This is a genomic window from Pantoea leporis (assembly GCF_028048155.1).
Lineage (GTDB): Bacteria > Pseudomonadota > Gammaproteobacteria > Enterobacterales > Enterobacteriaceae > Pantoea > Pantoea leporis.
This window is the reverse complement of record NZ_JALMEU010000003.1, coordinates 386054-405846: the sequence shown is the minus strand read 5'-3', so window position 1 is coordinate 405846 and position 19793 is coordinate 386054. Positions and strand designations below refer to the sequence as shown.

At 53.6% G+C, this 19793-nt stretch carries 17 protein-coding genes; 1 reads left to right on the top strand and 16 read right to left on the bottom strand.

The window, feature by feature from the left end; all coding sequences use genetic code 11:
* Nucleotide 1 precedes the first annotated feature (1 nt).
* From dnaE to rpsB, 16 genes are all read right to left on the bottom strand, one after another.
* Nucleotides 2–3484, bottom strand: coding sequence for a DNA polymerase III subunit alpha (dnaE, locus tag MWH02_RS12690; RefSeq protein WP_101762039.1), 3483 nt, complete (start codon nt 3482–3484; stop codon nt 2–4).
* Between the two features lie 31 nt (nt 3485–3515).
* Nucleotides 3516–4142, bottom strand: a complete 627-nt coding sequence (gene rnhB, locus MWH02_RS12685; RefSeq protein WP_271460758.1) for a ribonuclease HII — start codon at nt 4140–4142, stop codon at nt 3516–3518.
* The gene (lpxB, locus tag MWH02_RS12680; protein ID WP_271460757.1) at nt 4135–5283 is read right to left on the bottom strand and encodes a lipid-A-disaccharide synthase; all 1149 of its coding nucleotides are present in this window, start codon (nt 5281–5283) and stop codon (nt 4135–4137) included. Before lpxB ends, rnhB begins: the two co-directional genes overlap by 8 nt.
* Before the next feature lie 3 nt (nt 5284–5286).
* Nucleotides 5287–6075, bottom strand: coding sequence for an acyl-ACP--UDP-N-acetylglucosamine O-acyltransferase (gene lpxA / locus MWH02_RS12675; RefSeq protein ID WP_101762042.1), 789 nt, complete (start codon nt 6073–6075; stop codon nt 5287–5289).
* Between the two features lie 3 nt (nt 6076–6078).
* On the bottom strand, nt 6079–6534 hold the full coding sequence (gene fabZ, locus MWH02_RS12670; protein ID WP_007893924.1) for a 3-hydroxyacyl-ACP dehydratase FabZ: 456 nt from the start codon (nt 6532–6534) through the stop codon (nt 6079–6081).
* A gap of 189 nt (nt 6535–6723) precedes the next feature.
* Complete coding sequence (gene lpxD / locus MWH02_RS12665) at nt 6724–7749, bottom strand: UDP-3-O-(3-hydroxymyristoyl)glucosamine N-acyltransferase (RefSeq protein WP_101762043.1); 1026 nt, start codon at nt 7747–7749, stop codon at nt 6724–6726.
* A gap of 3 nt (nt 7750–7752) precedes the next feature.
* A complete protein-coding gene (locus tag MWH02_RS12660) occupies nt 7753–8253 on the bottom strand; it encodes an OmpH family outer membrane protein (RefSeq protein WP_007893920.1) in 501 nt (166 codons plus the stop codon).
* 95 nt (nt 8254–8348) lie between these two features.
* Nucleotides 8349–10760: an outer membrane protein assembly factor BamA gene (bamA, locus tag MWH02_RS12655; protein ID WP_101762044.1), complete on the bottom strand. Its 2412-nt coding sequence runs from the start codon at nt 10758–10760 to the stop codon at nt 8349–8351.
* Between the two features lie 51 nt (nt 10761–10811).
* Entirely contained in the window at nt 10812–12161 is a 1350-nt protein-coding gene (rseP, locus tag MWH02_RS12650; RefSeq protein ID WP_101762045.1) for a sigma E protease regulator RseP, read from the bottom strand.
* Nucleotides 12162–12173: 12 nt separating this feature from the next.
* Nucleotides 12174–13031, bottom strand: coding sequence for a phosphatidate cytidylyltransferase (gene cdsA, locus MWH02_RS12645; RefSeq protein WP_101762046.1), 858 nt, complete (start codon nt 13029–13031; stop codon nt 12174–12176).
* Between the two features lie 18 nt (nt 13032–13049).
* A complete protein-coding gene (gene ispU, locus MWH02_RS12640; protein WP_007893909.1) occupies nt 13050–13802 on the bottom strand; it encodes a (2E,6E)-farnesyl-diphosphate-specific ditrans,polycis-undecaprenyl-diphosphate synthase in 753 nt (250 codons plus the stop codon).
* Between the two features lie 165 nt (nt 13803–13967).
* A complete protein-coding gene (gene ispC, locus MWH02_RS12635) occupies nt 13968–15170 on the bottom strand; it encodes a 1-deoxy-D-xylulose-5-phosphate reductoisomerase (protein ID WP_217549333.1) in 1203 nt (400 codons plus the stop codon).
* A 119-nt stretch (nt 15171–15289) separates the two neighbouring features.
* Complete coding sequence (frr, locus tag MWH02_RS12630) at nt 15290–15847, bottom strand: ribosome recycling factor (protein WP_271460756.1); 558 nt, start codon at nt 15845–15847, stop codon at nt 15290–15292.
* Nucleotides 15848–15989: 142 nt separating this feature from the next.
* Nucleotides 15990–16715 (bottom strand): UMP kinase, encoded by a 726-nt coding sequence (gene pyrH, locus MWH02_RS12625; RefSeq protein WP_007893903.1) that lies wholly within the window; start codon nt 16713–16715, stop codon nt 15990–15992.
* 154 nt (nt 16716–16869) lie between these two features.
* The gene (tsf, locus tag MWH02_RS12620; protein WP_101762048.1) at nt 16870–17721 is read right to left on the bottom strand and encodes a translation elongation factor Ts; all 852 of its coding nucleotides are present in this window, start codon (nt 17719–17721) and stop codon (nt 16870–16872) included.
* A gap of 182 nt (nt 17722–17903) precedes the next feature.
* Nucleotides 17904–18623, bottom strand: a complete 720-nt coding sequence (gene rpsB / locus MWH02_RS12615; RefSeq protein ID WP_007893898.1) for a 30S ribosomal protein S2 — start codon at nt 18621–18623, stop codon at nt 17904–17906.
* Nucleotides 18624–18941: 318 nt separating this feature from the next.
* On the opposite strand from rpsB, the gene map reads away from it, so the two are divergent.
* A complete protein-coding gene (gene map, locus MWH02_RS12610; RefSeq protein WP_101762049.1) occupies nt 18942–19736 on the top strand; it encodes a type I methionyl aminopeptidase in 795 nt (264 codons plus the stop codon).
* Nucleotides 19737–19793: the final 57 nt, after the last annotated feature.

Genomic DNA, 19793 nt, shown 5'->3' with positions numbered 1-19793 from the left:
TTTAGTCAAACTCCAGTTCCACCTGCTCCGATCCTACTAACGACCGCAAATCGTTGAGTAAACGATCGCTGGGCGAAATACGCCACGCTGCACCAAAGCGTAGCTTCGCTCGCGCATCGGCTCTCTGATAGTAGAGATGCACCGGAATGGTCCCGGAACGATGAGGCTCCAGAGACTGGCGGAGACGGTTTAAAAGCTGGTCATCAATTTGCCTGTCCGTCAGCGAGATAGCAAGTCCGCGCGCGTATTTTTCCCGCGCTTCGTCGATGTCCATCACTTCTCGAGCGGTCATTTTAAGGCCACCGCTAAAGTCATCAAAGCTGACCTGTCCACTGACGATCAGGATACGGTCCTTCTCCAGCAACTGCTGGTATTTATCTAACGCATCGGTAAATAACATCACTTCAAGACGACCAGAACGATCGTCAATGGTACAAATACCAATTCGGTTACCGCGTTTAGTGACCATCACACGGGCGGCAATCACCAGCCCCGCCGCGACGGTTACTTTACCACGATCTGTCGGATGCATGTCTTTCAGCCGCATGCCGCCGACGTAACGCTCAATTTCTTTCAAATACTGGTTAATCGGATGTCCGGTAAGATAGAGACCCAAAGTCTCACGTTCGCCATCCAGTTGAATTTGTTCCGGCCACGGCGTGATGCTGGCGTAGGATTTCTCTACCTGCTCTGGCTCTTCGGCCAGCACGCCAAACATATCGGCCTGGCCGATGGCTTCGGCTTTAGCATGCTGATCGGCCGCTTTTAATGCATCGCCGAGTGCACTCATCAAAGCCGCGCGATGCGGGCCGAGACGATCGAATGCGCCCGACATGATCAGTTTTTCCATTACGCGACGGTTGATCTTTTTGGTGTCGGTGCGCGCACAGAGATCAAACAATTCTTTGAAGTAGCCGCCTTCATTACGCGCATCAATGATCGCTTCGATCGGGCCCTCACCCACGCCTTTGATCGCGCCGATGCCGTAAACGATCTCGCCTTCGTCATTGACGTGGAACGGATACAAACCTGAGTTGATGTCTGGCGGCAGCACTTTAAGGCCCATGCGCCAGCATTCGTCGACCAGGCCAACCACTTTCTCGGTGTTATCCATATCAGCGGTCATTACGGCCGCCATGAACTCTGCCGGATAGTGCGCTTTCAGCCACAGGGTTTGATAGGAAACCAGCGCGTAAGCGGCGGAGTGCGACTTGTTAAAGCCATAACCGGCAAATTTTTCTACCAGATCGAAGATTTTCATCGACAGCTCACCGTCGACGCCCATCTTCTCCGCGCCGTCCCGGAACACCGAACGCTGCTTCGCCATCTCTTCGGGTTTCTTTTTACCCATCGCACGACGCAGCATGTCCGCGCCGCCCAGCGTGTAGCCAGACAGCACCTGCGCAATCTGCATCACCTGTTCCTGATACAGAATGATGCCGTAGGTCGGCTCCAGCACCGGCTTCAGGGTTTCGTGCTGCCACTGAATATCCGGATAAGAGATCTCTTCGCGACCGTGCTTACGGTCAATGAAGTTATCTACCATGCCCGATTGCAGCGGTCCCGGACGGAATAGCGCAACCAGTGCGATCATATCTTCGAAGCAGTCAGGCTTCAGACGTTTGATCAGATCTTTCATGCCGCGCGATTCAAGCTGGAACACCGCCGTGGTTTCCGAGCGCTGCAGCATATCAAAGCTTTTCTTGTCATCCAGCGGAATGGCGGCGATATCAATCGGTGGCAAACCCTGCTTTTCACGGCGCGGGTTAATCATCTTCAGCGCCCAGTCGATGATGGTAAGCGTACGCAGGCCAAGGAAGTCAAACTTCACCAGCCCGGCATATTCCACGTCATTCTTATCAAACTGGGTAACCGGGAATTGCCCGTTTTCATCGCAGTAGAGCGGCGCAAAATCGGTGATTTTGGTCGGCGAGATCACCACACCACCGGCATGTTTACCGGCGTTACGCGTGACACCTTCCAGTTTGCGCGCCATGTCGATCAGCGCTTTCACCTCTTCATCAGCCTCGTAGATCTCCGGCAGCTGCGGTTCAGCCAGGAAGGCTTTCTCCAGCGTCATGCCCGGATCCGGCGGGATCAGTTTCGAGATACGATCAACAAAACCGTACGGATGACCGAGTACGCGTCCCACATCGCGGATGACCGCTTTCGCCGCCATGGTACCGAAGGTGATGATCTGCGATACCGCATCGCGTCCATACATATCGGCCACGTGATCGATCACCTGATCGCGCTTCTCCATGCAGAAGTCAACGTCAAAGTCAGGCATCGACACACGTTCCGGGTTCAGGAAACGTTCGAACAGCAGGTCAAACTCCAGCGGATCGATATCGGTGATTTTCAGCGCATACGCCACCAATGAACCGGCACCCGAACCGCGGCCTGGGCCGACGGGAATGCCGTTGTCCTTCGACCACTGAATAAACTCCATCACGATCAGGAAGTAGCCCGGGAAGCCCATCTGGTTGATAACAGTGAGTTCAATCTCCAGACGTTCATCATATTCCACGCGTTTTTCTGCGCGCACCGCCGGATCCGGGAAGAGGAATTCCATACGCTCTTCCAGGCCTTCACGTGACTTCGCCACGAGGAAGTCTTCAGTGCTCATGTCACCGGTGGGGAACTGCGGCAGGAAATATTCGCCGAGGCGCACCGTCACGTTACAGCGCTTAGCAATCTCTACGCTATTTTCCAGCGCTTCCGGAATGTCCGAGAACAGCTCGCACATCTCCTCTTCACTGCGCATATATTGCTGAGGACTGTAGTTGCGTGGACGCTTGGGATCGTCCAGCGTATAGCCGTCATGAATCGCGACGCGGATTTCATGCGCATCAAAATCTTCTTCATTCAGGAAGCACACTTCGTTGGTGGCAACGACGGGAATGCCTTCGGCCACCGCCAGCTCGACGGCGGCATGCAGATACGCTTCTTCATCGGCGCGACCGGTGCGCATCAATTCCAGGTAATAACGATTCGGGAAGTGTTCCTGATAAAAGCTCAAACACTGCGCTACCATCGCGCTATTGCCGCGCAGCAGACTGCGGCCCACGTCGCCGCGACGTCCGCCAGACAGCAGAATCAGGCCTTCGCCCAGCTCCAGCAGCCAGTCGCGATCGATGATTGGGCCCGCAATGCCGTAACCGCGCTGATATGCACGTGAAATCAGCAAGGTCAGGTTTTGATAACCGGTGTTATTGGCCGCCAGCAGCGTTAACTGTGTCAGCTCATCGCCCATCAATTCGCTGGCAACCTGGAAGTCAGCACCAATAATCGGCTTGATCCCCGCGCCGTGTGCGCTACCGTAAAAACGCACCAGCCCGCACAGGTTGATGTAATCGGTAATGGCAATCGCCGGCATGCCCAGCGCAGCCGCCTTCTTGACTAAGGGTCCGGTTTTCGCCAGACCATCAACCATGGAGTAATCACTGTGGACGCGCAGATGTATAAAACGAGGTTCAGCCATATCAGTTTCCGGTTAAAACAGCGTCAGGCTATTAAAGCGTAGTTGGCTGGCGGGCTGCCAGCACGTCGGCATCAATCAAGGCGTTACGCACCGGCGCAAAGCTGCGACGATGATGAGGTGTGGCGCCGTGCTGCGTCAGCTTTTCCATGTGCAGCGCGGTTGGATAGCCTTTGTGTTGCGCAAAGCCATATTGCGGGAACAGCAGATCCAGTTCGGCCATTTCACGATCGCGCGTGACTTTGGCGATGATCGAGGCGGCACTGATCGCTTGCACCAGGCTATCGCCCTTCACCACCGCCTGCGAGGGCATCGGCAGCGCCGGGCAACGGTTACCATCGATCAGTACGAAGTCCGGTACAATGTGCAAACCCGCGACCGCGCGCTGCATCGCCAGCATGGTAGCGTGCAGAATATTGAGCTGATCGATCTCCTCTGGCTCGGCACGACCAAGGCTCCAGGCCAGCGCCTTCTCTGTGATCTCGTCATACAGCGCCAGACGACGCTTCTCGGAGAGCTTTTTCGAGTCGGCCAGTCCTGCTATCGGGTTGGCGGGATCGAGGATCACCGCCGCAGTGACCACGGCGCCAACCAGCGGGCCGCGCCCTACTTCATCAACGCCAGCAATCCGCTGCGCGTTGGGATAGATAAATTCAGCCATTGATAATCTCCAGTACCGCATCCGCCGCCTGCTCATCGGCATTCCAGCGAATCTGTTGATGCAGTTCGGTGAAGGTTTTCAGTAGCGCTTCGCGCTCCGGGCCCGCGTGCAGCAACGGCTCCAGCGCCGCAGCTAGCGCGTCGGGCTGGCATTCGTCCTGCAGCAACTCTGTCACCAGCTCGCGACCGGCCAGCAGATTTGGCAGGGAAACGTACGGCGTTTTTACCAGACGTTTTGCCAGCCAGAAGGTCGACGGCTTCATGCGATAACCAACCACCATCGGGCATTTCGCCAGCATGCACTCCAGCGCGGCGGTGCCAGACGCAAGAATAGCGGCATCGCTGGCCAGCATCGCCTGACGGCCTTTGCCATCCAGCAAATGCATCGGCAGTTCTGGCGCAACTTGCGCTTTGATCTGCTCAAACTGCTCGCGGCGTTTGGCGTTCACCAGCGGCACCACGATTTCCAGCGTGGGATAGCGCTGACGCAGCAGCTGCGCGGCGCGCAGGAAATCGGCGCTGAGCATTTCCACTTCGGCACCGCGACTGCCCGGCAACAAGCCAAGGCAAATCGCCTCGTCAGCAATGCCTAACTCGCGGCGCGCCGCCAGCTTATCGGGCTGCAGCGGCATCGCATCAGCCATGGTGTGACCGATAAAGCGGCACGGCACGTTAAAGCGATCGTAAAACGCTTTTTCAAACGGCAGGAATGCCAGCACCAGATTGGTGTTGCGGCCGATTTTGAAAACGCGCTTTTGACGCCATGCCCAAACCGAAGGGCTGACGTAATGAATGGTGCGAATGTCCGCGCGCTTGAGGCGACCTTCCAGCGTGATGTTGAAATCCGGCGCATCAATGCCCACGAACACATCCGGCTTGAGTTCGGTGAAGCGCTGCGTCAGGTCTCGACGAATTTTCAGCAGACGCCGCAGGCGTCCCAGCACTTCGACGATGCCCATCACCGCCAGCTCTTCCATCTCATACCAGGCTTCGCAGCCTTCGGCCTGCATCAGCGGACCGGCCACGCCAACAAAGCGCGCATCAGGATGGCGCGCTTTTAACGCACGGATGAGACCTGCACCAAGAATATCGCCGGAGGTTTCTCCGGCGACCAGGGCAATCGTTAGGGGACGCGCTGACATGGATTAACGAATCAATCCACGCGTTGAACGGGCAAAGAAGTCATAGAAAGGCTGCACTTCGCTGTGCTGTTTCGCCAGCTCTTCAATCTCTGGTTTCACTTCATCCAGCGTTTTGCCGCTGCGGTACAGCAGTTTGTACGCGTTGCGAATGGCATGCAGCGCTTCTTTGCTAAAGCCGCGACGCTTCAGACCTTCGATGTTGATACCGTATGGCGTTGCGTGGTTGCCCTGCGCAATGACATAAGGCGGCACATCCTGCGCGACGCCTGAACAACCGCCAACCATCACGTGAGCACCAATGGTGCACCACTGATGTACCGCCGTCATGCCGCCGATAATCGCAAAATCATCAACGGTGACGTGACCGCCCAGCGTGGCGTTGTTGGCAAAGATGCAGCGATTACCGATCACGCAGTCATGCGCGATGTGAGCATTAACCATCAGCAGATTATCGCTGCCGACCTTGGTCACATTGCCGCCCTGCGTAGTGCCACGATGAATGGTGACGCTCTCACGGATGCGGTTGCGATCGCCAATTTCAACGCGCGTCGGTTCGCCCGCATATTTCAGGTCCTGATTCACTTCACCGATGGAAGCGAACTGGTAGATCTGATTGTCTTTGCCTATACGCGTGTGGCCGTTCACCACCACGTGCGATTTGAGTACGGTCCCTTCACCAATTTCCACATTAGCGCCGATAAAGCAAAACGGGCCGATGTGAACATTGGCGCCGATGACGGCACCCTCTTCAATGACAGAACTGGGATGGATATTGGCGGTTGAATCAATCACTTATTATGCCTCCCGGCTACGGGCACACATCATGGTCGCTTCACAGACAATTTTGCCGTCCACGGTCGCCACGCCTTTAAAGCGCGTCAGACCACGACGGGTTTTCTCGAAGGTCACTTCCATGATCATCTGATCGCCCGGCACAACCGGACGTTTGAAACGGGCTTCATCGATACCAGCGAAGTAATAGAGTTCGCCTGGTTCCAGTTTCCCAACGCTTTTGAACGCCAGAATACCGGTCGCTTGCGCCATCGCTTCCAGGATCAGAACGCCTGGGAAAATCGGCTTACCAGGGAAATGTCCCTGGAAAAACGGTTCGTTAACAGAAACGTTCTTCACCGCGCGCAGATATTTATGCTCTTCAAAATCCAGCACGCGATCAACCAGCAAGAAAGGATAGCGGTGTGGCAGCAGTTCTAAAATCTCTTCAATTTTCAGAGTATGCGTTTCAGTAGTCAAAATACTCTTCCTGTCCTAAAAATCTGATGGCATCAATAACACGGCCTGCACCGATCAAAATGATCTTCCGCAGGCCGCAAATTAGTTCGGGGCGTTTCGCTTTCTTACGATACCTGCTGCCATTCTCGGGTTACCGAAGGTGGAAGAAAGTACACTTCTTGTTATGAAAGCAAGTAGCGTGGGATGCGTTTAGTCGTCTTTACCGACCTTACGTTCGATGGCTTTTAAGCGTTTGCTTATTTCATCGATGTTCATCACCAGCGCTGCTGTTTTACGCCAGGTTTTGTTGGGTTGCAGTGGAATACCCGACGAATATACGCCTGGCTCTGTGATCGGGCGCATTACCATGCCCATGCCCGTTACGGTCACTTTGTCACAGATTTCCATATGGCCGTTAATGACGCTGGCGCCGCCAATCATACAGTAACGTCCAATCTTCAGACTACCCGCCATGATCACACCACCCGCAACAGCGGTGTTATCACCAATCACGACGTTGTGCGCAATCTGACACTGGTTATCTATGATAACACCATTGCCGATCAGAGTGTTATCCAGCGCGCCGCGATCGATGGTAGTACAGGCACCAATTTCAACCCGATCACCAATCACGACGGTACCCAGCTGCGGGATTTTCACCCAATTGCCGCGATCGTTAGCATACCCGAAACCATCAGCACCAATGACGGTGCCGGACTGAATCAGACAATCCTGACCAATCTGAATTTCGTGATAAATCGTGACGTTAGCCCACAAACGTGAGCCGCGACCGATACGCGTCTGCTTACCAACAAAACATCCTGCGCCAATAACGACGTCGTCACCCAGCTCTACGCCAGACTCGATCACCGCATTTGCGCCTACCGAAACGTTGTTACCCAGCTTAGCCGTTGCAGCGATCACCGCGCTGGGCGCGATATTCTGCGCGGGCTGCGGCGTTGTGTCCAGCAGTTGTGCCATGCGGGCATAAGTCAGGTAAGGATTTTTCACCACCAGGGCGGCCGTTTTACACCACTCCAGATCCGCTTCCGTCAGCACCACGGCTGAAGCCTGGATAGTAGCGAGCTGCTCGCGGTAGCGGCTGTTTGCAAGAAAAGTGATTTGGCCAGTTGTGGCGGATTGCATAGAAGCAATGCCGGAGATGACGATATCGCCATCTCCGTGCAATTCTGCATCCAACTGCTGGGCTAAATCAGCCAGTCGAATTGATGACATCAATTATTTAACCTGTTTTACAACGTCAGCAGTGATGTCTTTAGCATCAGAAGAAGAGTACAGCACGGCCTGAGAGTCCAGAACCAGATCGTAACCTTCGCTTTTCGCTACAGACTGAACAGCGGTCTGGATTTTAGCCAGCAGCTTGTTACGCTCCTGCATCTGACGAGTTTGGTTGTCTTTGTCAAAAGCCTGTGCTTTTTGTTCAAAGGCAGCACGCTCAGAAGAAATTTGCTTCTCTTTCTTGGTGCGGTCGCTCGCTTTCATGGTCGATGCATTACGCTGCAGATCCTGAATTTCTTGCTGGATCTTCTGCTGCTGAGACTGGAGGTCAGAGGCGCGGCTCTGGAATTCACCTTCAAGCTGTTTAGCAACAGCGGCACGCTGCGGAGACTGCTGGAAAACCTGGCTCAGGTTAACGACGGCAACTTTATCAGCCGCTTGGGCACCCGCAGAAGCAGCTAATGCAACACCCAGAGCAGCAGCACAGAACAACTTTTTCACTATAAACTCCTTACCTCAACGTGTGTGTTTGCAGCGTGCCGCATTATCAGGCAGCACGCGTGCAAGACGGTATTTTCACTTCCCTGCTCAGAGCCTTACCAGGTTTTACCAATGTTAAACTGGAATTGCTCTGACTTGTCTCCCTCGACTTTCTTCATCGGCTGGGCGTATGAGAAGACCAGCGGCCCTAACGGTGACATCCACTGCAGTGCCACACCGGCAGAGACGCGAATGTTATTAGGATCGCTGTAATCTGGCACACCCGCCGCGCGTGTTTCCGCAGTGTTCTGCCATTTGGTATCCCAAACGGTACCGGCATCCATAAACACCGAGGTACGCACGGAATTCGCATACTTCTCGCTCAGGAACGGCGTTGGCGTAATCAGCTCCAGGCTGGCAATCGCCATGGCGTTACCACCGACCGCATCGTCCGACTTACAGACGCCGTTTGGATCAGAGATATTACAGTTTGACGAGCCATCGTTCAGGTACGCAGCTTTAGGACCAATGGTGTTGGACTGGAAGCCACGAACCGTGCTCGAACCACCGCCGTAGAAGTTCTCATAGAACGGCATCTCTTTTCCATTAAGTCCGTCACCATATCCTACACGGCCACGGCCTAACACCACCCACGTACCATCGCGGTTCAGCGGTACATATTGCTGGCTATCCAATGTCGCTTTATAGAACGCATTATCAGAGCCTGGAATCGTCACTTTACCGTTCAGGTTGGTACGGTTACCGCGCGTAGGGAAGAAGCCGCGGTCTAAAGTGTTATAGGTCCAACCGTAGTTGAAGGTGAAATCATCTGCAGAGAAATCACCGTCATCGTTCAAGCCCTGATGGCGACCGACCGAATCCAGATAACGCCACATCGCAACCTGAGGACGCATGTTGGACAGGTCGTTATGCACATAACCTAAACCAACACGCAGCGTGTTATTTTCATTGACCGGGAAGCCCAGCGTACCGTCGAGACCATAACTTTTGTTGGTATAGTCAGACAGATCCGCATTATCGGCTTTAAAGTCGTTGTAGAACAAACGACCGCCAAGGCTCACGCCGTCGACCGTGAAGTACGGATCGGTCAGTGAGAACTCAGCATAGGTCTGGTAATCGTTTTTGGTACCGCTGATGCCTACAGTGTTACCGGTGCCGAGCCAGTTTTCCTGGGTCACGCCCACCTGGAAGCTGACGCCACTTTCAGTACCGTAACCGACACCAAAGTTGAAAGTACCGGTGTTACGCTCTTTCACCTTGTAGACGACATCAACCTGATCCGGCGCACCCGGAACACGTTGCGTATCCACATCCACGGTTTCGAAGTAACCGGTACGATTCAGACGCTCTTTACCCTGATCGACGAGATCGCTGCCCAACCAGGCACCTTCCATCTGACGCATTTCACGGCGCAGTACGGAATCTTTTGAGGTGTCGTTACCTTCAAAGCGCACTTTACGCACGTAGTAACGGTTGCCCGCATCCACGTTGATATGCAGCTTGACGGTTTTATCAGCATCGTTGATTTCTGGCTGCGTCATTACGCGCGGATAGGCGTAACCGTAGCGACCCAGCAATTTCTTGATGTCATCTTCCATCTGGGTGACTTTAGTGCCGTTATACAACTCACCCGATGGAATCCTGGTCATCTTTTCGATTTCAGCAGAATGGCCCGCCATGCTGCCGTTCACGATCACGCCAGCAATCTTGTACTGATCGCCTTCGTTAATGTTCACGGTGATGTAGATGCCTTTCTTATCTGGCGTCAGGCTCACCTGCGTGGAATCGATGTTGAAACGCGCATAACCACGATCCAGATAGAAGCTGCGTAGGGTTTCGAGATCGCCCGCTAACTTCTGTTTCTGGTATTTACGATCGCCCACCACGTTCCACCATGGCACTTCGTCACGCAGTGAGAAGCGCGAGATCAGTTCGTCAGAGGTAAATGCTTTATTACCGACGATGTTGATCTGCTGGATCTGCGCTGAAACGCCTTCCTGGAAGACGAATTTCAGATCCACACGGTTGCGCGGCAGCGGCGTAGCAATCGCTTTGACGCTGGCGGTGTATTTACCGACGCTGTAGTAGAAGTCTTCCAGACCCTTCTCGATTGAAGAGAGCGTGGTGCGGTCCAGCGCTTCGCCAACGCGCACGCCAGAGGCTTCGAGGTTCTGTTTCAGCTGATCTTCTTTCACCGCTTTGTTGCCGGAGAAAGTGATGTTGGCAATGGTTGGACGCTCTTTCACCTGAACAATCAGGGTTGTACCGTCACGCAGAACCTGCACATCTTCAAAGTTACCGGTGGCGAACAGTGAGCGAATGGTGTTTCTGACATCATCGTCATTCACCGTATCACCGACACGTACCGGCATGCTGAGCAGAGCCGCGCCGACGGCGACTCGCTGGAGACCTTCGAAATGAATGTCCTTCACTACGAAATCGTCTGCACCGTAAACGGTGGCGCTGCTAAACAGCAGCGACGCTATGAGCAACTTTTTCATCGCCATCGTTGTTATGCGTTTTCCTAACACATCCCGCGCCTGTATGCGTTCCAGCTATTACAGACGTGAGAAATCATTGAAAAGTGCAAGCCCCATTAACAGCACTAGCAAGATTGAGCCAATGCGATAACTAAAGTCCTGAACTCGCTCGGACACCGGTCCACCTTTGATCTTTTCGATCGCCAGAAAGAGCAGGTGACCACCATCTAAAACCGGCAGAGGGAACAGGTTAATGATGCCCAGGTTGACGCTGATCAGCGCCAGGAACATCAGGTAATAAATCACCCCGTACTCTGCTGATAACCCGGCACCCTGCGCGATCGAAATCGGCCCGCTCAGGTTATTCAGCTTCACATCCCCGATTATCAACTTGCCCAGCATGGAGACTGTTAGCTTCATCAACTGCCAGGTTTTTACACTGGCTTCGCCGATCGCCGCAAAAGGTCCATACTGCCTTACCGTTTTGTACTCATCAGGCAGCGGAATCACACGCGGGATGACACCCGCGAAGCCTTCCGCTTCATTGCCCGGTTTCGCTTCCGGCGTTAACGTCAACGCCACAGGTTCGCCGTTGCGCTCGATATCTAGCGCCATGTTTTTACCCGGATTATCCCGCACCTGTGCCGCAAAAGCCTGCCACTGTGACAATGGCTGACCATCGACTTTAACGATCCTATCGCCCGCTTGCAAACCAGCATTGCTTGCCGGTGAGTTTGCCTGAACTTCGGCTAAGGTCGTTTCAATCTGCGGCCCACGTGGACGAATACCTAAAGCGACCACCGGATCCTGTTTATCAGGCTCAAATTGCCAATCGCGCAAATTTAATTGCTTTTGCTGCGTGGCTTCTTCGCCAAATTGCGAGACGGTAAGCGTGGCATCGCTGTCGCCGATTTTACCGATCAGCGCCATACGCACAGCATCCCAATCAGGCGTTTCGATACCATCTACCGCTTTAAGTTCCATGCCGGAGGTAATTTGCGCTTCGGCAGCGACGGAACCGTTCAGAATTTCACCAACCACAGGACGCACACCTGGCACGCCGTGAATAAACACGACCCAGTAAGCAAAGATGGCGAAGATGAAGTTGGCGATAGGACCGGCTGCGATAATCGAAGCACGCTGCAGCACGGTTTTGTTGTTGAAGGCTTGATGACGCAGCTCGGCGGGAACGCTTTCAACGCGTTCGTCGAGCATTTTGACGTAGCCGCCAAGAGGGATCAGCGCGATGACATATTCGGTGCCCTGACGATCGCTGCGACGCCATAGCGCTTTACCAAAGCCAATCGAGAAACGTTCAACTTTAACACCGCAGCGGCGCGCCACCCAGAAATGGCCAAACTCGTGCACGGTAATTAGCACGCCAAGCGCCACGATAAAGGCGGCAAAACTCCAGAGTATACTCAACATCGCCAGCTATCCTCAGAGGGTGCGAAACACCAACAGCAGCAGGCAGGCAAACACCGGCACCGCAGCAGTCAGGCTATCAATACGATCGAGAATACCACCGTGCCCCGGAATCAAGTTACCGCTGTCTTTAATGCCCGCTTCACGCTTGAACATACTTTCAGTCAGGTCGCCCAATACCGATGCCAGCGTCGCAATCACCGCACAGATAATTAGCGTGCCCGGCGCCACCGAAAGCGGTGCCAGCAGAGCAAACAGCCAGGCGATAATGGCAGATGACAATAGGCCGCCGAAGAAACCTTCCCAAGTTTTACCCGGAGAGACTTTCGGTGCCAGCTTGTGTTTGCCAAACAGGCGACCAAACATGTAAGCACCGGAATCTGCGCCCCAGACAAGGAACATCACGAACAGCAGCCACCATGCGCCGGCGAAATGGTCAGTATCGTAATGATACTGACGCAGCGCCATCATGCCCCAGAAGAACGGAATCAAGGTGAGCACGCCAAACAGCAGGCGCAGCGTACGTGAGTGACGCCACAACGCGGCAGAAGCGGGATAGAACAGTACTAAGATGAGCGCGACAATCCACCACAACAGCGATGCCCAGAGCGAGCCTTCCATCTGGAATTGGTGCAGATTGCGTTGATAGGGTTCAAGGGTAAAGAGCATCGCGGACAGCAACAGGCCGCAAAGCACGGCCAGCCAGATACGTTGCTGACGCGTTTTCATGCCGGCAAACTGCCCCCATTCCCAGGCGGCAAGCATGCAGATGATGATAGTGATAATCGCAAAACCGGACAGGGGTAACCAGAACAGTGCAGCGATCACCAGCGGAATCAAAATTAACGCGGTAATCAGACGAGACTTCAGCAAAGGTTACCCCCAAATTGCTTAGGCGCCGCCTGGTGCAGTACCGCCATAGCGTCGCTCCCGCGTAGAGAATGCATTCAGTGCACCTTCAAAAACGTTTTCATCAAAATCAGGCCAAAGAACATCGGTAAACCAAAACTCAGCATAGGCGATTTGCCACAGCAGGAAGTTGCTAATCCGATGCTCTCCCCCGGTCCTTATCACTAAATCCACTGGCGCCAGCTCCTGCATACACAAATACGGAGCCAGGCTTTCTTCGGTAATCTGGTCAGGACGCAGTAAACCTTCCTGAACCTGTTCGGCCAATTTTCTGGCACCCTGGATAATATCCCAACGGCCGCCATAGTTGGCAGCAATGTTTAGGGTCAGTCCATTATTTTGCTGAGTCAGTTCCTCGGCGCGGCGAATGCGTTCCTGAATTCGGTTATTGAAACGACTGATATCGCCAATAATGCGCAGACGCACATTGTGTTTGTGCAGGCTTTTGACTTCGCTGTCGAGCGCCCAGACAAACAACTCCATTAACGCTGTCACTTCCTGAATCGGACGGCTCCAGTTTTCACTGCTGAACGCATAAAGCGTGAGCGCTTCCAGTTTATGGCTAACCGCAAAGCTGACAGCCCGGCGTACTGATTTTACCCCGGCTTTGTGGCCTGAAATACGCAGTTTGCCCTGATTTTTTGCCCAGCGACCATTACCATCCATAATGATGGCCACGTGACGTGGCGTGCAGTACGACTCGTCATCGATTGTGTTGTGATTGTTGGACGACATAACGCGTAATAATTCCTTTCATCAGAAATGCTGTGGTTTCTGAATACATTGCGCCTGCAGCAAACTCCGGCAAACACGCCAGATGACATCGAAACAATGTCGGCTGTGAAACGCGAGCGAGCGACTATACCATTTTCACCCAGAGCGAACAAATAGCGGGAACTATCAACCTGCTAAACGAAAGCGCGGTAACAATTCATTGGCACGCACGCGCGCTAACCGATCAATCTCCATCACCTCGTCAATGCTGCCCGGCTCCAGACAACTCAGGGACGCCAGCACTTCGCTGTTGATGGCGGCAATATCGGTAAAGCGAATCTGGTGCTGCAGAAAAGCTGCCACCGCCACTTCATTCGCTGCATTCAGCGATGTCGTAGCGGCCTGACCTGTGGCACAGGCATCAATCGCAAGCTTCAGGCAGGGATAGCGCTCGTAGTCCGGCTCGGAAAACGTCAACGACTTCATGCGCGTGAAGTCGAGCGGCGTTACGCCCGCAGAAATACGTGCTGGCCATGCCATGCTGTGCGCAATAGGCGTCCGCATATCCGGAGAGCCCAGTTGCGCCAGCACGCTGCCGTCGCAATAACGCACCATCGAATGGATAACCGACTGCGGATGCAGGATCACCTCCATCTGCGCGTCAGTCGCATTAAACAGCCAGCGGGCTTCAATGTATTCAAGACCTTTATTCATCATGGTGGCCGAATCAACGGAGATTTTACGCCCCATTGACCAGTTCGGATGCGCACAAGCCTGATCCGGCGACATACCGGCTAAATCCGCTAATGGCGTGTCACGAAAAGGACCACCCGATCCCGTAAGGAGAATCGACTCGATGCCGTTTCCCCGCAGATCAGCGTACCCCAACTGATGCTGTATGGAAGCGGGTAAACTCTGAAAAATGGCGTTGTGCTCGCTATCGACCGGCAGCAATTGCACCTGATGTTGGCGTACCGCCTCCATAAACAGACGGCCGCATGTGACAAGCGACTCTTTGTTGGCCAGCAGCACGGTTTTACCGGCGCGAATTGCCGCCATGGTGGGCTGTAAACCTGAGGCGCCAACAATCGCCGCCATCACCTGATCCACGTCATCCAGCGCGGCCAATTCGCAGGCTGCCTGAACGCCGGAGAGCACTTCGGTATTAACGTTGAGTGCTTTCAGTCGCTCACGCAGCGCTTGTGCGGAAGTCTCATCGGACATCGCGGCATAGCGCGGTTGGAATTGCAGGCATTGTTCAGCCATCAACGCCACATTCTGGCCAGCCACCAGCGCGGTCACCTGATAAAGTTCAGGATTTGCGGCAATCACCGCCAGCGTGCTGGTACCAATGGAGCCGGTCGATCCCAGCAGAGTTAATCGCTTCATCATGCTATCCCTGTGAAGTCGTGGAGAGTGTCCGCAACAGCGCCAGACACAATGTAAAACGCCGCCAGAGTCGAACACGTCTCGTCTCTGAACGGCGTTTTGAAAAGCAGTTGATGGAATTAGAAATCCATCAGTTCCTTTTCTTTATCGGCCAATGCGGCATCAACACTCTTGATGTGCGCATCGGTCATTTTCTGGATCTCGTCCTGCGTACGACGTTCGTCGTCTTCGCTGATCTCTTTGTCTTTCAGCAGCGCTTTGATCTTATCGTTGGCGTCACGGCGGACGTTACGCACGGAAACACGGCCCTGCTCTGCTTCGCCACGTACGATCTTGATCAGGTCTTTACGACGCTCTTCGGTCAGCGCTGGCAGCGGCACACGAATATCGCTACCGGCTGAGCTTGGGTTCAGACCCAAATCAGACGTCATAATCGCTTTCTCAACCGCAGTGCTCAGCGAGCGATCAAATACGTTGATTTTCAACGTACGTGAATCCTCAACCGTCACGCTAGCCAGCTGGCGCAGCGGCGTTGGTGTACCGTAATAAGGAACCACAATGCCGTCGAGCAGTGAAGGCGAAGCACGACCGGTGCGGATTTTGCTGATGTTGTTTTTAAATGCATCCACACATTTTTCCATGCGCGTGTCTGCATCTTTTTTAATGTCGTTAATCACGTTGAAACCCTTGAATTCGGTTGACCTGGCCATTTCCGGGCTAACCGGAAGCGGTATCGATAAACATCGATCATCCTAATTGCTGCGCGATGTCAGAGCATCGCGGCAAAAGAATATACCTTATTTTAACGCGCGTCGGGTATTAATGCGTAATCAGGGTGCCTTCTTTTTCACCCATCACGACGCGACGCAATGCGCCAGGCTTGTTCATGTTGAAGACGCGGATAGGCAGCTTGTGGTCACGCGCCAGCGTAAAGGCGGCGAGATCCATTACTTTAAGCTCTTTATCCAACACTTCTGCATAGCTCAGTTGGTCATACAGCGTGGCATCCGGGTTTTTCACCGGATCTTCAGAGTAGACGCCGTCTACTTTGGTGGCTTTCAGTACCACGTCGGCTTCGATTTCGATGCCGCGCAGGCAGGCTGCAGAGTCAGTGGTAAAGAACGGGTTGCCGGTACCGGCCGCGAAGATCACGACGCGGTTATTACGCAGCAGGCTGATCGCTTCTGCCCAGCTGTAGTTATCACACACGCCGTTCAGCGGAATCGCTGACATCAAGCGCGCATTGACATACGCACGGTGCAGCGCGTCACGCATTGCCAGGCCATTCATCACTGTTGCCAGCATGCCCATATGGTCGCCGACCACACGGTTCATGCCCGCCTGGGCCAGACCTGCGCCGCGGAACAGGTTACCGCCACCAATAACCACACCCACCTGAATGCCCAGCTCAACCAGCTCTTTCACCTCTTGCGCCATGCGGTCAAGCACGCTCGCGTCGATGCCAAAACCTTCGGCACCTTGCAGTGCTTCGCCACTCAGTTTTAGCAGGATACGTTGATATACAGGTTTTGCGTTGGTCGCCATGGTCAGTTCTTCCTGGAAGATATGATGAAAAGGAGAAGTAAAATCTGGTCGATCATCCGCAAAGCCCGCGAGAAAAGCTATTGGGATGAGACTGAAAGTGCTGCACTAAATCGCAGACAAAAAAGAACCGCCTTGTGGCGGTTCTTTCGGACCATTAAGACTGTTTGGACATTGCAGCAACTTCTGCTGCGAAGTCAGCTTCAACTTTCTCAATGCCTTCGCCCACTTCGAAGCGGATGAAGTTGATGACGTCAGCGTTTTTCTCTTTCAACGCCTGGCCAACGGTTTTGCTTGGGTCGATAACGAAAGCCTGACCGGTCAGAGAAACTTCGCCGGTGAATTTCTTCATGCGGCCTTCAACCATTTTCTCTGCGATTTCTTTTGGCTTGCCAGACTGCATGGCGATATCCAGCTGAACCTGGTACTCTTTCTCAACCACGTCTGCAGACACGTCTTCTGGCTTAACGAATTCTGGCTTGCTCGCAGCGATGTGCATAGCAACTTGCTTGCTCAGTTCTTCGTCAGCACCGGTGGTAGAAACAACCACACCGATACGTGCGCCATGCTGATAGCTGTTCAGCTCAGCGCCTTCCAGGATAGCAATACGACGGATGTTGATGTTCTCACCGATTTTCGTAACCAGCGCTACGCGTTCTTCTTCGAACTGCGCTTTCAGAACTTCCACATCGGTAACTTTGCCAGCGACAGCTGCATCCAGAACCTTGTCAGCAAACGCCTGGAAACCGCCATCTTTTGCAACGAAGTCGGTCTGGCAGTTTACTTCCAGGATCGCCGCGAAGCCGTCAGCGATTTTGGTTTTGATCACGCCATCAGCAGCAACGTTGCCTGCTTTCTTAGCAGCTTTGATTGCGCCAGATTTGCGCATGTTCTCAATCGCCAGCTCGATGTCGCCGTTCGCTTCGGTCAGCGCTTTTTTGCAGTCCATCATGCCTGCGCCAGTACGCTCACGCAGTTCTTTTACCAATGCAGCGGTAATATCAGCCATTCCAGAATCCTCGATTCGTCTCTGTGTGCTCACACACTGTCAGAAACTTGTTGCGGAAAATTTACTCTGCCCCGCTCGCTCTGTAGTGAGCGTGACAGACTTAGATAAAATAAAGGGGCCTGAACGGCCCCCTTAACAGATAACATCTGATGTCTAAGGGCTCTTAGAAAGAGCGAACCTTATTAAGCTTCAGCAGCTTCTTCAGCCTGCTCAGCCAGATCCTGTGAACGGCCTTCGCGCACGGTAGTGGCAACGGCAGTCAGGTACAGGCTTACAGCACGGATCGCATCGTCGTTACCTGGGATAACGAAGTCAACGCCGTCTGGATCAGAGTTGGTATCAACGATAGCAAAAACTGGGATACCCAGGTTGTTTGCTTCTTTGATAGCGATGTGCTCGTGATCAGCGTCAACAACGAACAGTGCATCCGGCAGACCGCCCATATCTTTGATACCGCCCAGGCTGTTTTCCAGCTTGGCCAGTTCGCGAGTGCGCATCAGCGCTTCTTTCTTGGTCAGTTTGTCGAAAGTACCGTCCTGAGACTGAGACTCAAGATCTTTCAGGCGTTTGATTGACTGACGAACGGTTTTCCAGTTAGTCAGCATGCCACCCAACCAGCGGTGGTTTACGAAGAACTGGTCGCAGCTCAGAGCTGACTCTTTTACCGCTTCGGCAGCAGCGCGCTTAGTACCAACGATCAGGATCTTACCTTTACGGGAAGAGATCTTTTTCAACTCAGCCAGAGCGTCGTTGAACATTGGCACAGTCTGCTCGAGGTTGATGATGTGAACCTTGTTACGTGCGCCGAAGATGAATGGCTTCATTTTCGGGTTCCAGTAACGGGTCTGGTGACCAAAGTGAACACCAGCCTTGAGCATGTCGCGCATTGAAACAGTTGCCATGATTACCTCTAAAGTTTGATTTGGGGTTGGGCCTCCATGTATCCCATACGACCGACCTCTTTCAAGGCACCCCGGCGTATGTGTCGATACATGTGTGTTTTAGTACACATAATGAGTTTTATGCGTTTCCTGCCAGCCAAACGTCGGTGACAGAGAATCGTCGGCGCGCTTTATACCACAATGCGCAGGAATACGCCAATAGTAGTTGAGCGCCGCAGGCGCAGACAATCGCCATTTGGCAGCCCTTTTGCTGGCTGCTAACATGACTGCCACAGAACTCATTATTGTCGAAAAATTCGACGATTGCGGATTAATTTAATGGCTATTTCAATTAAAACCCCTGAAGAAATCGAAAAAATGCGCGTGGCGGGCCGCCTTGCCGCTGAAGTGCTGGAGATGATTGCCCCGCACGTGGTGCCTGGCGTCACCACCGGTGAACTGGATCGTCTCTGCCACGAACACATCACGCAGAAGCAGCAGGCGATTTCCGCCTGCCTCGGCTATCACGGCTTCCCGAAATCGGTGTGTATTTCGGTGAATGAAGTGGTATGTCACGGTATTCCGAGCGACGATCGCGTGCTGAAGGATGGCGACGTGGTTAACGTCGATGTCACGGTGATCAAAGATGAGTATCACGGCGATACCTCAAAAATGTTCATCGTCGGTAAAGCCACCATTCAGGGCGAGCGCCTGTGTCGCGTTACTCAGGAAAGTCTCTATATCGCGCTGCGTCTGGTGAAACCGGGTATTCGTCTGCGTGAACTGGGCCGCGCGATTCAGCAGTATGTCGAAGCACAGGATTTTTCGGTGGTGCGCGAGTATTGCGGTCACGGCATCGGCAAAGGCTTCCACGAAGAGCCGCAGGTACTGCATTACGACGCGGATGATAGCGGCGTGGTGTTGCAAGCAGGCATGACCTTCACCATCGAACCGATGGTCAATGCCGGTGATTACCGCATCCGCACCATGAAGGATGGCTGGACCGTGAAAACCAAAGATCGCAGCTTGTCCGCGCAGTATGAGCATACTATTGTGGTGACAGAAAACGGCTGTGAGATTCTGACGCTGCGTGAAGACGACACCCTTCCAGCGGTGCTTGAAAACGTCGCGTAATCATCTCGCTAACAGTACCAGGCCGGCTTATCGCTGGCCTTTTTTATGTGCGTAATG

Coding starts and splice junctions, on each gene's coding strand:
- dnaE (WP_101762039.1), bottom strand. CDS start 3,484: ATGGCTGAACCTCGTTTTATACATCTGCGCGTCCACAGTGATTACTCC.
- rnhB (WP_271460758.1), bottom strand. CDS start 4,142: ATGGCTGAATTTATCTATCCCAACGCGCAGCGGATTGCTGGCGTTGAT.
- lpxB (WP_271460757.1), bottom strand. CDS start 5,283: ATGTCAGCGCGTCCCCTAACGATTGCCCTGGTCGCCGGAGAAACCTCC.
- lpxD (WP_101762043.1), bottom strand. CDS start 7,749: ATGTCATCAATTCGACTGGCTGATTTAGCCCAGCAGTTGGATGCAGAA.
- bamA (WP_101762044.1), bottom strand. CDS start 10,760: ATGGCGATGAAAAAGTTGCTCATAGCGTCGCTGCTGTTTAGCAGCGCC.
- rseP (WP_101762045.1), bottom strand. CDS start 12,161: ATGTTGAGTATACTCTGGAGTTTTGCCGCCTTTATCGTGGCGCTTGGC.
- ispU (WP_007893909.1), bottom strand. CDS start 13,802: ATGTCGTCCAACAATCACAACACAATCGATGACGAGTCGTACTGCACG.
- ispC (WP_217549333.1), bottom strand. CDS start 15,170: ATGAAGCGATTAACTCTGCTGGGATCGACCGGCTCCATTGGTACCAGC.
- pyrH (WP_007893903.1), bottom strand. CDS start 16,715: ATGGCGACCAACGCAAAACCTGTATATCAACGTATCCTGCTAAAACTG.
- tsf (WP_101762048.1), bottom strand. CDS start 17,721: ATGGCTGATATTACCGCTGCATTGGTAAAAGAACTGCGTGAGCGTACT.
- rpsB (WP_007893898.1), bottom strand. CDS start 18,623: ATGGCAACTGTTTCAATGCGCGACATGCTCAAGGCTGGTGTTCACTTT.
- map (WP_101762049.1), top strand. CDS start 18,942: ATGGCTATTTCAATTAAAACCCCTGAAGAAATCGAAAAAATGCGCGTG.